Genomic DNA, 14,062 nt, shown 5'->3' on the forward strand with positions numbered 1-14,062 from the left:
AGCCGCAAACCATTTGCAGCCCGATGGAGGCAGTCTCGGGAGTAAGGGCCTTCCTGCGCAGGGAGAGATTCAGCGCATCGGTTCGTCTCCGGGGGACTGTGCTACGGTGCGCCTGGCCCCCGCCAGGACCAGATAGCCGCCCCTCATGTACGCCTCGGCGCGCCGCAGCAGGTGCCGGACCTGCGCTCGCAGTTCACCATCGGCTTGCCAGCGCAACGCCACGGCTTCGAGGCCGAACAGGGCCTGAGCGATGTCGCGATGCGACGCGCCGGCCTGCGTGCCGTCGAGCGCCTGCAGGGCGCGAAGATGCAGCAGTTCGGCACGGCTAGCAGCCCGCACGCCCCCTGCCGCGGGTGAAAGGCCCTGCAGGGCCTGTGCCTGCACGGTGAATGTGTCGAGTTGCCCACGCAGGGCAGGGCCGAGCGGAACGGTGACGGCGTAGGCCGTCCCGTCGGCGAGGTCACCAGCCAGTGACGCATGCAAATGCTGCGCGGACACCTCAGCCAGCAGCGTCAGGCCTGCGCCGCCCAGCGCCAGGCGCTTGCGTCCAGGCACACGCCACAGGTCGAAGGACTGCTGGTCAGATGCGCTGCGCGCAGTCAATGCGCGCACGTGCAGCAAATCATCAGTCGCCGTGATCCAGAGCGGATGCGCCTCACGCGCGTCGAGAGTTGGATCTTCAGCGCCGTCGCAACCCCCATCGCTCGAACGATGCACCGCGCCGTGCCCAGTCCCTCTGGTACTGCGGATGGCGGCGCAGATACTCCCAAGCGAGTGCGGGACCATCGAGGCTCAGCGTGTACAGATAGGCGGCCGACACGCCCCAGGGTGCGTTCGGCTGATCTTCAATATTGCGGCCAGTCATGGCGAAACTCCGTTTTTCTTGCCTGGGAGTACGCTGCCACAGGTATGGCTGGCATGGCTGGCTTTTGCGGCGGTGCGCTGTCGCGCACGCGGCGACGCTGCCGCGCGACCCAACCGTCATGAAGCTCAGTCGTTGATCGACCCGTCGCGCTGTGCGTCTGCCACATAGGCTGACAGCGGCTGACGCGCGTTGAAATGCGGATCGGCCACGATGCGCAGGCCCTTGGGGCCGCGCATGCTCTCGAGCGCCGACAGGCTCACTCGGCCCAACTCGGGGAAGCCGGTGCCGGCATCGGTAAGCCCGTAGGCGCGATCGCCATCGGCATCGAGCTCGGTCAGTAGCCAGCAGGCGGGCGCGTCCAGCGTGTACAGCTTGACGATGGGATAGGGATCGATGGCCTGGCCAGTGGCGCGGGCCGCGCCGTTGGCCAGCAACTGGGTGCGCTGTTGTTCGGTGAGGAGGGTCATGGTTCCTCCGCAAGAGGGGTTGAAGCTACTGCCGTGAAGGGGGGAAAGGACGCAGGTAAGTACTTCCAAGAGGCATTAATTAGACGCCGGATTGAGTTAAAGATAACGTGGTTTAAATTGTGCTGAACCGGGACGCTTCTGTCCATGCAGAAGCGAACCATCCAGCGTGGACGGCCGGCCGGCGCGACGACCTTCGAGGTCGCGCCCGCGCTGGCGTTCGGTGCCGTGGTGCGCGCACTGCGTACCGCGGATGGTGTTGCCCAGGAAACGCTGGCGCACCTGGCCGGCATCGAGCGTTCGCACATGGGCAAGATCGAGCGCGGCGAACACATGCCCACGCTGGTCCTCGTGCTCAAAATAGCCCGGGCACTCGACCGCAGCGCGGGCGAACTGCTGCTGGAGACGGAGGCCAGGCTTCCGAAGGAATGGCACCAGCCGCCCGCCGGACAAGCCGGCGACTGATGCCCGCGGCGCCTATGCCACGATGCGCCCCGCCAGCCGGGCTTCGCGTGCATAGGCGCTGATGGGCTTGTCACCCTGGAAGTACAAGTCGCGCTCGATGGGCAGACCCCAGCGCCCTCGCAAGCTCTCCAACTCTTGAAGGCTCACGTAGCCCAACTCGGGAAATCCTTGCCCCAGATCGCACAGGCCGAAGGCGCGGTCCTGGTCATCCGGATCGATTTCGGTCAGGAGCCAGGTCGCACCTGCATTGGGCGTGAACAGCTTGACCACGGGATATGGATCGAATCCGTCGTTTTCGATGGATCGCCGGCCGTTGGCCAGCAGCTGCGCACTTTGTTCGTCGGTGATGAGCTTCGTCATGGTCTTTCTCCTTGGAAGGAATCCGGGCGGAATTGCCCGAGACCGGACGCAGCACGGCGCAGCGCAGCCGTCAGGGTTCGAAGACGGCCGCCAGGACGCCAGCGCGCAAGGCACGCGCCGACCTTGACGGCGAGAACGGCGTGCAACGATGAAGGGAACAGCAAGACAGTCCCCCAACCACGGCATCCGCATCGCAAGCGCAGCGCGCAGCACCGCAGGTGCGAAGGCGTCAGCGATGGAAGCCCGAACGGGGCGAGACGCCATGGGCGGCTCGATGCGCAGCACGAGAGCGCGGTCCGGCATCGCTGGAGACGCACGGAATCGTGAAACCATGGAAGCGCATCAGCTGAAATCCGAGGAACCGTCATTCCGACTCCACACATCGACGTAAAACCGCAGGTCAGCACAAGCACGGAATCGGCTCTTCGACAAAGCGCAAATGCGGAGTTGCGCTTTTGGGTATATCCGCACATGCACAAAAAAGACGAGCCGCGAACACGAACGCCAACACGACGACGCCCGCGAACCTTCGCGGGCCATCGGTGCGTTCGGCAGAGAAAGCGCCCCGCCGAAGCGGGGCGCCGAGGGCGACGCTCAGTCGCCCTTGCTGCGCGACCAGATCAGGTTGTGCGCGCCGTCCTCGCCTTCGACCAGGCGGGCATAGATGGTCGCCGGGAACGACGGGTCATCCAGCGTCACCGACAGGTAGGGCCGATCCGCCTTGCTGACCTTCTTCCACGCCGCGCCGATCTCCAGGCCGTTGCCGGCGATGACGCGGAAGTCAGGGGCGTTTTCACTCGTCTTGTCGCTGGCGGCGATCTTGACCTTGACATTCAAGGTCAGGGTGCGAACCGTGCCGGTGTAGCCGTTGCCCGAAGCGGTGAAGTTACCAATGGTGCTCATGATGAAGTCCTTTCGAGGTTGATCCAGGTCCGCGCCGATCGCGGCCTTGGCGTGATCCGGACGGCGCGGGGCCGGGCGCGCCGCACCCCAGGCGAAGCAGGGGCCGCAGCGCAGCGAAGGACCGGAAGGCACGAGAAATTTGCCTCGCGAGGAATCTGCGCAGCAGAGGGGAAATTTGTCGGGCCGCACGGTTGCGGCGAGGAAGCCCGAGGCGAAACGAAACGAAGAGCAGCGCCGCCGTGCCCGCGCCAGGATTCACGGCAAATACAAGGCCGTGGGCGTGGACCTGTTCTCGCAAAGGACGCATGAGCCTGGTACCCGCTCGAAGCAACAGCATTCCGGCATGGACCCGCCCGCACCCGAACGCCAAAGTAGCCGCCTCGCGAAGACCAGAAAGAACGCACCGCCGCATCGCAGCGGCATGGAAGTCGGCATCGGCGAAATGGAAGGGCATGGCGGACGGCCTGTCGAAGAAGGCCTCCGTCGTTCACGGTGGCCTGCCGCCAGCGTCGAGGACGACGCTGCATTCCGGAACCCAGCGCAGCCAAGCCTGTCGTGAACCCGCTCCGCCCATCGGCGGGGCGCACTCCCGGAAGGTCTCAGCGGCGCAGCCGCTGGATGTCAAAACGCGCGCGGCACACCTGCCGCGCGCGTCGCGCCGATTCAAAAGCCCCGGCCCGAAGGCCGGGGCTCATGTTCACGCAGTAGCGTGCTCGCCCTCTTTGGCCACCGCCTCGATGCTGCCACGGCCTACGGCTTCGGCCCTGACCTCACTCTCCGGCACGACACGCGTTTCCGCTTCGGCTGCGACAGCAGCGTCCTGCCTCCGGAACATCACAGGCAACCAGCCCGTACCCACCGCCAACCGCTCGGCTTCGCTCGCGATCTCGGCCTTCTTGAGCTTGCCCAGCCGGTTCACCTGATCCGGCGCGAACGCCTGCACCGCTTCCAGCGCCTTGGCTTTCGAGACATGCTCGAAATAGCCCGCAGCGGTCGGCGTCCACCAGTCGTGCATATCGAGGTTCACCGCCCGCGCGAGCGCGGCGGCGGGCACCTCCTCTTCGTGCGAAGCCAGCACGCTGACCGTGGAGGCCACGCACACCGCCAGCAGCGACAGCAGTTCCTGCAGCGGCAAGGTCAGCAGTTCGGCGAACAGTGCTTCCGGGTTGTCAGGCAGGCGATCGGCCCAAGCCTGTCGAACCTTCGTCATGCCGATGGCTGCAAGCGACTGCGCCACGTCCGGCGCATGCAGCCCCAACCCGTCCTGCGGCGTGGCGCTGATATCGACCGGCGAACCGCCCGAGCCGTAGCTGTCCACAATCACACGCATAGCGAGACGATGCACCAAGGCCACCAACGCGACTTGCGGGTGCCGCGCCACCTCGGCCTGCAAGGCGGCGGTCCGATGCGCGCTCAGGCGCTTCGCCAGCTTCTCCGAGATGCCGGGCTTGGCCGGTCCGTCGCTATCGACTGGGTTAATGCCTGCCCCGCCCTCTTCCTGCCGCGCCTGCTCCCGCAAGGTCTTGGCCTGTTCCTCGCGCATCAAGCCGCGGTGCACGACCACGCCGCCCATGTGATCGACCGACACCACGGCCCCGGCCAGCGCCACCACGGAGGGCGAGTATTCGACCAGCTTCTGCTCGATGGCATCCAGCTCGTTGCAGAGCTCGTCCATTTCCTCTTGCAGCGCCTGCGCCTGTTCGTCGGTTATGTCGTCGTTCTCGTCGTCCAACCGCGCCTGCAGCTTCGCCTGTTGGTCTTCGAGCTTGGCGATTCGTTTAACTTCGGCCTTGCAGGGTTCGCGCCGCGTGCTGCGCGCGCGTTGGAACTGGTACAGGTCGGATGACGTGGCGCGCGGCGCGGCATCCACCCAGGCCCAGCCTTCCGCCCGCACCTGCTCGACGGTCGTTGCAAGCCTGTCTCGCGCCAGCGCCTCCAGCAGTGCGCCATCGGTCAGGAAGATGCCGTTCTGCTCATCCGCGAACAGGTCGCGGCGCACCCCGCCGCCCGCCTGCTCGTAGGCTTCCACCCCCACGAAGCGCGCCACCGCATCGCGGCCGGCGTCGATCTCGTCGCCGGTCAGGTGATCGCGCAGCGCCTCGGGGCTGCGCTGCCATTGCGGCGATTCGTAGAACGCCGCTTCCTGCGCCGCATGGTCGTCGGTAATGGCCAGCGCCATCAACTGCTCCAGCGTCACGGCCTGCATCCCGAAGTCAGCCAGCAGCCGGGGCGAGATGTTGGCGAGCTTCAGTCGCCGCTGCACCACCATGGGCGTCACGCCGAAGTCGGCCGCGATGTCCTCCACCGGACGGCCCTCGGCCACAAGGTCCTTCCAGGCGAACAGTTCCTCGATGGGCGACATGGCCTCGCGCTGCACGTTCTCGGTCAGGCTCACGGTGCGCGCCGCATCATCCAGCACCAGCAGGCAATGCACTTCATGGCCCTTCGCCAGCTTGCGGCACTTGACCAACATCTTGAGCGCGGCCAAGCGCCGCCGCCCGGCCACCACCTCGTAGTGCTCGCCATCGGGGGCGGCCACCACGGTGAGGTTCTGCAGCAAACCCACGCGGGCGATGCTCGATGCGAGTTCGGGAATCGAGGTGCCACCGCTCTTGCGCACGTTCCGGCTGGAAGGCCGCAGCTTGGACAGCGGAATGAGCAGCAGTTGCTGCGAGGCCGCGACGGCGGAGGCGCCGCCCGTGGCAACTGCCACGGCTGCGGCGATGGCGGTGGTTTCTTGAAAAGTAACGGTATTCATGATGTGTCCAATCGGAAAGTTGGAAAAACGAAAAGACGTAAAAGAGGGAATGAATGGAGGGGCTGCGCCCCTCCGTGGTGCTCAGGCCTTGAGCTGGCGCATGCCATCGGCCAGCAGCCACAGGGCGCGGTTCAGCCGCAGGTTCTGGTCGATGCCCTGAACGGGCCGCGTGCTCTGGCGGCGTCCGTTGCTGGCGCGGGCACGCAGGCCGCCCTTGATGAGGTTTTCCTGCGTGCGGTTGAACACGCTCCACAGGTCGCGGCGCTCGTCGTCCGTGCGGCGCGGCATCAGGATTTGCGCTTCCGTGATGGGTGCGGGCTTGTCCGGGTCGTCGTACTTGAGGGTCAGCGCGGCGCGGGCGAACACCTCGGATTCCCCGGCGTCCAGCGTGACGGTCTGCATGGATTCGCGCGAGGCTTGCGCCTGTCCGAAACCTTCCAGCACGGCATAGGCGCCTTCGATCACATAGCCCGCCACGTCGCCCTTGTGGGGCACGCGCACGTCGGCCACGGTATCGCCGCACACCAGCCCATTGCTGCACACGAAGCGGAACATGCCCGCCAGCATCTGGTAGCTGCTGGTCCCGTCATGGGAATTGAGCAGGATGATTTCGTTGGCCTCCTGACCATTGATCTGGCTTGCATGGCGCAGCCGGATCATGTGCTTGGTGAAGTCGCGCCGCCCCTCCTGCCGCACACGGGTCTGGCACACCATGAAGGGCTCGAAGCCCTCCCCTCTCAATTCCCGCAGCACGCTGGCCGTGGGTATGTAGCTGTAGCGCTCCGAGCGGCTGCCGTGCGGGGCCTGCGCGAAGATGGACGGCGCGACGGTCCGTATCTGGTCATCCGACAACGGATGTTCCGAGCGCAGCACCGGCGAGTGGTCGGCGAAACGGAAACGGGATGCAAGTTGCATGGTCTTTCTCCTGACAAGGTTGGCTGTTGAAAAAGCCTCACCGGATTCCTAGATTCGGAGCCCTCTTCGGGTCTTCCGGTGGGGTCGGCACGAAGAACCCGGTCGGCCTCGTTGCCACCGTCTTTCCTGAGTTCATCGCCCGCGGCCAACAGGAGCGCGCGCCGGGGCGCCGTCAAGGAAGAAGCGCCAGGGCTGGTGCGGCCCGCAGCCGAAGGCGAGGACACGGCCTGGCGCGCCTTGACGGCGCCCCGGTGCGGGCTACGGTCGCGGACAAGGTGATGAGGGAAGGAAAGATGGCTGGACTGGCAATGGCCACTCTTCACGCCGACCCCACGCAAGCGAAGCGCGCAGGCCCGGATCAACGAGCCGGGCCGAAGGCGTCAGCCGAGCGGAGCGAGGGAACGATGGAAGCCCCAAGGGGCGAGACGCCAAGGGTGGCTCGATGCGCAAGCACGACAGCGCGGCCGGCCATACCTCCATGGCCGGAGACGCCCGGAATCAGCTACTGTTGCGAGCAATTCAACCAGCAACGCGAAACCCCGGATGAACACTGCCCCAACCGCAACAGAGACACGTGTGGCCGTCCTGGTCGACTGCGACAACGTGCCGCCCGATATCCTCGAGCACGCGCTGCGCATGGTGGCCCAGTTCGGCCGCGTCGTGCTGCGCCGCGGCTACGGCAACCAAGGCACGCTGGCCAATAAATGGCAGGATGCCCTGGTGCGCTTGGCCTTCACGCCGTGCCTGCGGTACCAGTACGCCGCCGGGAAGAACACCGCTGACATCGCGCTGGCGTTGGACGCGCTGGAAGCGCTCTTCGACCACCGGGCCGACACCTTCTGCCTGGTCACCAGCGACTCTGACTTCGCCTACCTGTGCCGCAAGCTGCGCGAACGCGGTGCCACCGTGTGCATCGTCGGCGAGCCCAAGACGCCCGACGCCCTGCGCAACGCCAGCGACCAGTTCTTCGAATGGGTGCGCCCCGAGGCCCCGGCGGAAGCAGTCGTCGAGGCCGCGCCGAAGGCCACTGCGAAGGCGGAGCCGGTCAAGGCCGAGCCGCCGAAGCAGGAACCGCCCAAGCCGGCGCCGAAGCGCCGGCCACGCTTCCTCGTCGAGGCCGTGGCGCTGCTGGCCAGCGACACCTCCGAAGGCAAGGTCGGCCTGGGCGTCCTCGGCCAGTACCTCAAGCGCACCGACCCAGCCTTCTCGCCCCAGACCTATGGCCACTCGGGACTACTGAACATGGTGAAGACCTACGACCTGCTGGCCCCAAAGCAGGAAGAAGGCGGCCACTGGTCGGTAAGCCTGCTGCCCAAGGCCGAGGGCGCGGCGGAGGCCGACGTGCCGCACACATAGGACGTGCAGCGGCACATTGACGCAAAGGCCTGAAAGGCCCCGGCTTCACAGAAGCGCGCGCTCGGCCATCGAGAGGACCGTGCCGCCCGAGACGGTCAGGAGATCCAGCACCTGCACGTCAACCAGCGTCAGCGCTGCCACGAGTGTCAGGGTCAGAGCCTTGTCGGACCGCGACGGCTCGGCCACGGGAGCCGCTAACTGATTCAACGCGAGTATTCGCGTGAATTCACCGGTTTTCTCAGCCCGCTCGCTTCTGGACTTTCCTTCGCTCTAGATACTCAACCATTGCTTCAACACTGTTGGATCCATCTGTTTCGGCTGTGCCAAGTGCCTCTGGCGTGACATCGGGCTGCGGCAATACGAAGTTGTCGCCCCAATCGAGACATTTGAGGTCCATGACCGCGCCCGTGAGGCCGTCGGTCAGGCCACCGACTTGGCACTTGTAGAAGTGATTGATGACCCCAGCACAGAGGTCTGCCAATTGAAGCTGTGGGTGTTGCTTCGAGTCCCCTTGGGTCAAAGAAAGTGCACGGAGCGGAAACTTTGTCTTCCTGCGATCAGTCCCGATGGTTTGGGATCCCTCATCTGGTCCAGCCATCATGCACATCCGCATCAGCCTATGCGACGGCGGTACCTTTGGGCGAAATCCACGTACCAGTCGATGCTCCCAGGCTCCGCCAGCGCATCGCGGCTCACGACCTTCTCGAGCGCGTGGCCCAGCAGCAGCTTCTTGACGGGCAACTCCAGCTTCTTGCCAGTGATGGTCTTCGGGATCGCGCTCACCTGGACGATTTCGTTGGGGACGTGGCGTGCCGACAGACCCGTGCGCAAGGCCTGCCGGATGCGCTGCGCCAGCGGCTCGTCCAACTCGATGCCGGGCCGTAACTGGATGAACAGCGCCATGTACGAATCGCGCCCGAGGTACTCCAGGTCCACGACCAGGCTGTCCAGCACTTCGGTGATGCCTTGCACGACACGGTACAGCTCGGATGTTCCCATGCGCACGCCTTGGCGGTTGATGGTGGCGTCTGAACGGCCGTAGATCACGCCTGCCGTGGCTTCCGGCCGTGGCGCCAGTCGCAACCAGTCGCCATGCCGCCAGACGTTGCGGCCCCGGCTGTCCTTGAAGGTCTCGAAGTAGCTCTCCAGGTACCGCCGATTTCCCTCGTCTCCCCAGAAGTACAACGGCATCGAAGGCAAGGGCCTCGTGCACACCAGTTCCCCCACCTCGTCCAGCACGGGCTGGCCGGCCTCGTTCCACGCCTGCACGCAGGCGCCCAAGGTGCGGCATTGCATCTCGCCTGTGTACACCGGCAGGGAGGGGAGCCCCACTAGGAAACCGCCCGCGATGTCCGTTCCGCCGGAAACGATGTTGAGCCAGAGATCTTGTTTGACGGCGCTGTACAGCCAATCACAAGCCTCGGGTGACAACGGAGAGCCAGTGGACGACACCGTGTGCAACTGCCGCAGGTCCGCGATCTCGCGCGGCACGATGCCGGCCTTCAGGCAGGCGTGGTGGATCGCAGCGCCGGCGCCGAAGACGTGAATGCCCAGCCGTCCCGCCAGCTTCCACAGGTGGCCCCAGTCCGGCTCGGCACCGGCGCCGGTCACGGCGCCGTCGTACAGCACGAGGGTGGCGCCCCCCAGCAGCCCCATGACGTGCGCGTTCCACACCATCCACGACGTGTTGGCGGCCCAGAAGACGCGCTCGCCCGGGTGCAGGTCGCCATGCAGGACCATGTTCACCATGCCGTTCGCGAGCACCCCGCCGTGGCCGTGGACGATCGCCTTGGGCAGCCCCGTCGTTCCCGACGAATAAAGGATCCACAGCGGATGGTCCGCCGGCAGCGCCACCGGTTGCCAGGCCGCCTTGCGTGCGACGGCCTCCTGCCAGCGCACCGTCGTACGGCCCGCGGCCTGCCCGGGTGGATGCGCTGCCGCGTCAAGATGCGGAATCCAGAGGACGCCGGTCACTGTGGGCAGCTCGTGCAGGATCTCGTCCAGCGCGCCGCGGCGGTCGAACGGCTTGCCGCCGAAACGATAGCCGTCCACCGCGACCAGCACCTTGGGCTCGATCTGGCGGAATCGGTCGCCCACGCTCACCGGCCCCATGTCCGGCGCGCACAGGGACCACACCGCGCCCAGGCTGGCGGCGGCCAGGAACGCGACGACCGCCTGGGGGATGTTGGGAAGGTAGCCGGCCACCCGGTCGCCCTGCTTCACACCCAGGTCGCGCAGTGCCTGGGCCACCGATGCCACCTGGCGCTGGAGCTCGCCCCAGCTCATCGCGCCGCTGCCCGAGGCCTCGCTTTCAAAAACGATCGCGGGCGAGGCAAGGTGAGCGTGGCGGAACACCTGGTCGACCAGGTTGAGCCGGGCGCCTTCGAACCAGCGGGCGCCCGGCATGTCTTCACCGGACAGAACGCGCGCATACGGTGCTCGCAACGGAAGCTCGAAGAAGGCCAGGACGGCGCTCCAGAAGCCCTCCAGGTCGGTCACCGACCATTGCCACAGCGCCTCGTAGTTCTCGAAGCGAAGACCACGCTCGCGATGCAGCCAGGCCTCGAAGTGGGTGATCAGGGCCCGCTCCTTGCGGCCTTGCGTGGGTGTCCACAAGGGCGCGTCGGGCGGCGCGGACGCCGTGGGCGTGGTGAATTCCGGGTGCGTAGTCACGGTGCAGCCTTGGAGGTGAGAGTTCGCGCGAGATTGCTGGGTGCCACGCCGAAACGATGCAGCACGTTGCCAAGCAGTTGTCCGAAAAGCGGGTCGTTGCCGATCACCCAGGCCGCGCCGACGGCGCCTGCATGAAACACGCGCCCGCCTTGCGGCCGCTCCCAATAGATCATTTCGGCCGAAAGCCCGTCGAGCGATTCGGTGGGCCTCGAGTAGTAGTCGAGGTAGGCATCCAGCTTGCCCGGGACGCGCCGGATGCCCTTGGCGATGACCTGGATGCCCTCCTGTGCGACGGGAAGAGAAGCACCCGGGGGGCAGCACTTCGTCATCTTCGCGAGGGTCGAAAGAGTCAGGTCCCACTCGTGTCCGATGGCGCGCGGCAGGCCACCGCCGGGTGCGTGGCCGAAGGTTTCGCCCTTGCCGAGGCCCAGCGGCTGCGGCTCGTTGAAGAGCGCATGCGCCGGCAGCTCGACGTGATAGACGCCGAAATCATCGCCGTCGGCGAAGGCCCAGCCGGCAGTTTCGAGGCCGATGATCTCACCAGCCGGTCGGCCCGATGCCTTGAGCCTTCCGCCGCGCGCCCAGTCCTGGCTGTGGTACTGCTCGCCGAACGCGCCTGCCGGTGGGCCGACGGGCGGCCTGGCGTCGTCGTGATCGGGCCCGTTCACCTTCCGCTGCTCCATGACGGTGAACTCCTCGTCGTAGCTCACGCGCAGGTACATGGTGTTGCCCGAGAGCACGATCGCGCTGCCGCCACGCTTCAGGAAATCGTCCAGTCCCTCCACGCCGGGCAGCGACCAGTATTCGCTGTGGCCGTTGATGAAGACGGTCTTGTAGCGCGCGAGCAGCGACGGATCGCGGTGCAGGTCAATGTCGCCGATCACGTCGTAGTCGTAGCCCTGCTTGTCGAGCCACACGTGCAGGTGGCGTTCGAGCCGCGTCCACTGGCTGAAGCCGCTCGCGGCCGGGTCGTAGAGCGCGTTGGGGCTGGCATTGGGCCAGGGCATGCGCAGGCCGACCTGGTAGCAGGGCTGGCCGTGGCGGTGGTAGACGTAGCTGCTGAAGGCGGGCGCGTCGGAATGGCTGTTCTCCAGGCCCTCCGAACGGCGAGGCCACACCGGATCGTCGACCACGTTCTTCGCGAATGGCGTGGTGGCGTAGGCGAGCCAGCTGTTGACGGCGCACAGCACCAGGATGGGGGCGGGTGCCACGTGCGCGGGCTTGCGCACGATGAAGGTGATGTCGTAGTCCGCCTTGCGGCCTTCGATGTCGAAGCGCGCACGTCCGACGTAGACGCCCGACCTGGCGTCGTCGGGAACGCGGAATTCGTGCACCGCGTCCCAGCGGCAATCGTAGAGATCATCGCCCGCGAACCGCAGGCCGTGCCCGCGCGTCGGATCGTGCAGCGGGTCGTAGGGCGATTCGTCTTCTTCGTACTGGCCGACCTTGCCGGGCTCGAAGGCCGGGCCGACGATCATCCAGGTGGCGTGGTTCACGATGCGTCCCGTGCGTTGGTATCCGCTGGCATCGGCCACTTGCGAGCCGCGCTCTTCCCGCAGTGGCCAACAGGCGAGTACCGAACGGCCCGTTGCGATCTGCAATCCGCGTTGTCCATGGCGGGCGGCGATCTCGCTGCCCGACAGCGCCCGGTCGTACAACGCAGGCATGACGAGGTCGGCTTCGAGGAACAGGTCGGCCAGGCCGTCGATGGCGCTGGCGCCGAGCCGCAGCGGCGCGGCCGCGGGCTCGACGGCCTGCAGCGCGGGCCACTCCGCGACGCACACCCCATCGATGCAGAGCGTCGCGAGCTCGCCGTTCCACGTGGCGGCAATGTGCTGCCAACGACGCGTCGCGAGCCGGCCGTGCGATGGTGCGGCGTTGTCTCCCAGGTGGAACGAGAGTGCGCCGCCCGGTTCGATGAAGAGCGCAAAGCCGCGGTGCGCGGGGTCGTCGTATTGGCTGACGATGGTCTGCCTGACGTCGACCGTCCAGGGCTTGACCCAGCATTCGAAGCTCAACCCGCGCAGCGGCAGCCCGGCCGGCAAGCCGCGCTCGACATGCACGTAGGAGCCGGGGTGGATCGGCTGCACGCGTGCCGGATGCGGCGCGAACGCTTCCAGCGCCACGTCGTCGCTGCGTCCTTCGACGTCGCTGCCCAGCCGGCAGACCGCGAACTCGTAGGGCACGTCGCTGCTGACGTGGAAGCGGACAAGTTCACCCGCTGCCACGGTCTTGGCATCGGCGTAGCCATGGAGGCCGGGCAGTTGCAGCGGTTTGTGCGGCGGGATCGGATGCGGGGCGATCGCTGTCATTCCGACGTGAATCCCGAGGCCTTCACCACCGGTCCCCAGCGCTTGAGGTCGTCGGCGATGAGGGCCGAGAGTTCTTCTGGCGTGCTCGGATTCGGATCGCTGCTGAGCTTCAGCAGCCGTTCCCGCACGTCCTTATTGGCAAGTGCCTTGCCGAGCGCCGCATGCAGCTGGTCGACGATGGGCCGCGGCGTGCCGGCCGGCACGAAGAGGCCGGTCCATTCCAGGTTGTCGAAGTGCGGCTGGCCGAGTTCCTTGAGCGTCGGCACGTCGGGGAGCAATGCGGCGCGTTTGGCGCCATTCACCGCCAGCACCTTGAGCTTGCCCGACTGCTGGTGCGCGACGAGATCGGCAATGGGCATGATGCCGGCCGAGATCTGGTTGCCGAGCAGGTCCTGCACCAGCGGTGCGGCGCCTCGGTAGGGCGCGGCGACGAGGCCGGCCTTGGCGTCGCTGCCGAGCCGATAGCCCATGAACTGCGAGACGCTGCCCGGCGCGGGCACACCGTAGTTCGCCTTCTTCGGGTCTTTGGCGGCGATGTCGAGCCACTGCTTCACATCCCTGGCCGGCAGCTCGGCGGGCACCGCAATGCCTTCGTAGAAGCTCACGATGCGGCCGACGGGCTTGAAGTCCTTGACCGGGTCGTAGCGCACCGACTTCGTGGTGAGCGGCAGCATGACCATCATGTGCATGTTGGCGAGCAGCACGGTGAGCCCGTCCGCCGGCGCCGTGCGAACGTAGTCGGCTGCGATCGCCCCGCCTGCGCCGGTGCGGTTGTCCACGACGACGGTCGTGCCGAGTTCGGCCGCCAGCTTGTCGGCGAGCGTGCGCGCCTGCACGTCGGCCGAGCCGCCGGCCGGGTAGCCGACGATGAGCTTCAGCGGGCCGTGCGCGGTGTTGATCTGTGCCCCCGCCGCCGCGGCGAAGGCCCATGCCGTGCACGCGAGCGCGGCCCTGAGATTGAACGAAATTTTCATCGGAGGCTTTCCTGGGT

The 14,062-nt window shown here is 66.6% G+C and carries 14 protein-coding genes; 3 read left to right on the forward strand and 11 right to left on the reverse strand.

Annotation, left to right across the window (positions count from 1 at the left end; all coding sequences use genetic code 11):
- Positions 1–69: 69 nt before the first annotated feature.
- The 3 genes from IB278_RS05065 to IB278_RS05070 form a co-directional block, all read right to left on the reverse strand.
- Positions 70–612 carry a DUF2285 domain-containing protein gene (locus IB278_RS05065; protein ID WP_261380369.1) on the reverse strand — a complete coding sequence of 181 codons (543 nt, stop codon included), beginning with the start codon at positions 610–612 and terminating at the stop codon, positions 70–72.
- Positions 613–679: 67 nt separating this feature from the next.
- Positions 680–865, reverse strand: coding sequence for a transcriptional regulator domain-containing protein (locus IB278_RS33825; protein WP_225612727.1), 186 nt, complete (start codon positions 863–865; stop codon positions 680–682).
- 125 nt (positions 866–990) lie between these two features.
- Complete coding sequence (locus IB278_RS05070) at positions 991–1,332, reverse strand: DUF2958 domain-containing protein (RefSeq protein WP_192322846.1); 342 nt, start codon at positions 1,330–1,332, stop codon at positions 991–993.
- 144 nt (positions 1,333–1,476) lie between these two features.
- Here IB278_RS05070 and IB278_RS05075 point away from each other — a divergent pair, with 144 nt between their 5' ends.
- Positions 1,477–1,794 carry a helix-turn-helix domain-containing protein gene (locus IB278_RS05075; RefSeq protein WP_145745795.1) on the forward strand — a complete coding sequence of 106 codons (318 nt, stop codon included), beginning with the start codon at positions 1,477–1,479 and terminating at the stop codon, positions 1,792–1,794.
- Positions 1,795–1,806: 12 nt separating this feature from the next.
- On the opposite strand, the gene IB278_RS05080 is transcribed toward IB278_RS05075, so the two are convergent.
- Together IB278_RS05080 and IB278_RS05085 are read right to left on the reverse strand one after the other, a co-directional pair.
- On the reverse strand, positions 1,807–2,154 hold the full coding sequence (locus IB278_RS05080; RefSeq protein WP_192322847.1) for a DUF2958 domain-containing protein: 348 nt from the start codon (positions 2,152–2,154) through the stop codon (positions 1,807–1,809).
- A gap of 594 nt (positions 2,155–2,748) precedes the next feature.
- Positions 2,749–3,057, reverse strand: a complete 309-nt coding sequence (locus IB278_RS05085) for a DUF736 domain-containing protein (RefSeq protein ID WP_145745991.1) — start codon at positions 3,055–3,057, stop codon at positions 2,749–2,751.
- A 175-nt stretch (positions 3,058–3,232) separates the two neighbouring features.
- Between IB278_RS05085 and IB278_RS05090 the strand changes: the two genes are divergently transcribed.
- Positions 3,233–3,616, forward strand: a complete 384-nt coding sequence (locus IB278_RS05090; RefSeq protein ID WP_145745796.1) for a hypothetical protein — start codon at positions 3,233–3,235, stop codon at positions 3,614–3,616.
- Between the two features lie 138 nt (positions 3,617–3,754).
- Here IB278_RS05090 and IB278_RS05095 read toward each other — a convergent pair whose 3' ends face one another.
- Both IB278_RS05095 and IB278_RS05100 read right to left on the reverse strand, forming a co-directional pair.
- The gene (locus IB278_RS05095) at positions 3,755–5,815 is read right to left on the reverse strand and encodes a ParB/RepB/Spo0J family partition protein (RefSeq protein WP_192322848.1); all 2,061 of its coding nucleotides are present in this window, start codon (positions 5,813–5,815) and stop codon (positions 3,755–3,757) included.
- 81 nt (positions 5,816–5,896) lie between these two features.
- The gene (locus tag IB278_RS05100) at positions 5,897–6,730 is read right to left on the reverse strand and encodes a DUF932 domain-containing protein (protein ID WP_192322849.1); all 834 of its coding nucleotides are present in this window, start codon (positions 6,728–6,730) and stop codon (positions 5,897–5,899) included.
- 543 nt (positions 6,731–7,273) lie between these two features.
- Here IB278_RS05100 and IB278_RS05105 point away from each other — a divergent pair.
- A complete protein-coding gene (locus IB278_RS05105; RefSeq protein ID WP_192322850.1) occupies positions 7,274–8,086 on the forward strand; it encodes an NYN domain-containing protein in 813 nt (270 codons plus the stop codon).
- A gap of 45 nt (positions 8,087–8,131) precedes the next feature.
- Here the strand turns inward: IB278_RS05105 and IB278_RS05110 are convergent, their stop codons facing one another.
- The 4 genes from IB278_RS05110 to IB278_RS05125 all read right to left on the reverse strand — a co-directional run bounded on the left by IB278_RS05110 (position 8,132) and on the right by IB278_RS05125 (position 14,045).
- Complete coding sequence (locus IB278_RS05110) at positions 8,132–8,272, reverse strand: JAB domain-containing protein (protein ID WP_261380355.1); 141 nt, start codon at positions 8,270–8,272, stop codon at positions 8,132–8,134.
- A gap of 426 nt (positions 8,273–8,698) precedes the next feature.
- The gene (locus IB278_RS05115; RefSeq protein WP_192322851.1) at positions 8,699–10,759 is read right to left on the reverse strand and encodes an acetoacetate--CoA ligase; all 2,061 of its coding nucleotides are present in this window, start codon (positions 10,757–10,759) and stop codon (positions 8,699–8,701) included.
- Positions 10,756–13,071, reverse strand: coding sequence for a LamG domain-containing protein (locus tag IB278_RS05120; protein WP_192322852.1), 2,316 nt, complete (start codon positions 13,069–13,071; stop codon positions 10,756–10,758). The genes IB278_RS05115 and IB278_RS05120 overlap by 4 nt, the downstream gene beginning before the upstream one ends.
- The gene (locus IB278_RS05125; RefSeq protein ID WP_192322853.1) at positions 13,068–14,045 is read right to left on the reverse strand and encodes a Bug family tripartite tricarboxylate transporter substrate binding protein; all 978 of its coding nucleotides are present in this window, start codon (positions 14,043–14,045) and stop codon (positions 13,068–13,070) included. Before IB278_RS05125 ends, IB278_RS05120 begins: the two co-directional genes overlap by 4 nt.
- Positions 14,046–14,062: the final 17 nt, after the last annotated feature.

This window comes from Variovorax sp. VRV01 (assembly GCF_014852545.1).
Lineage (GTDB): Bacteria > Pseudomonadota > Gammaproteobacteria > Burkholderiales > Burkholderiaceae_C > Variovorax > Variovorax beijingensis_A.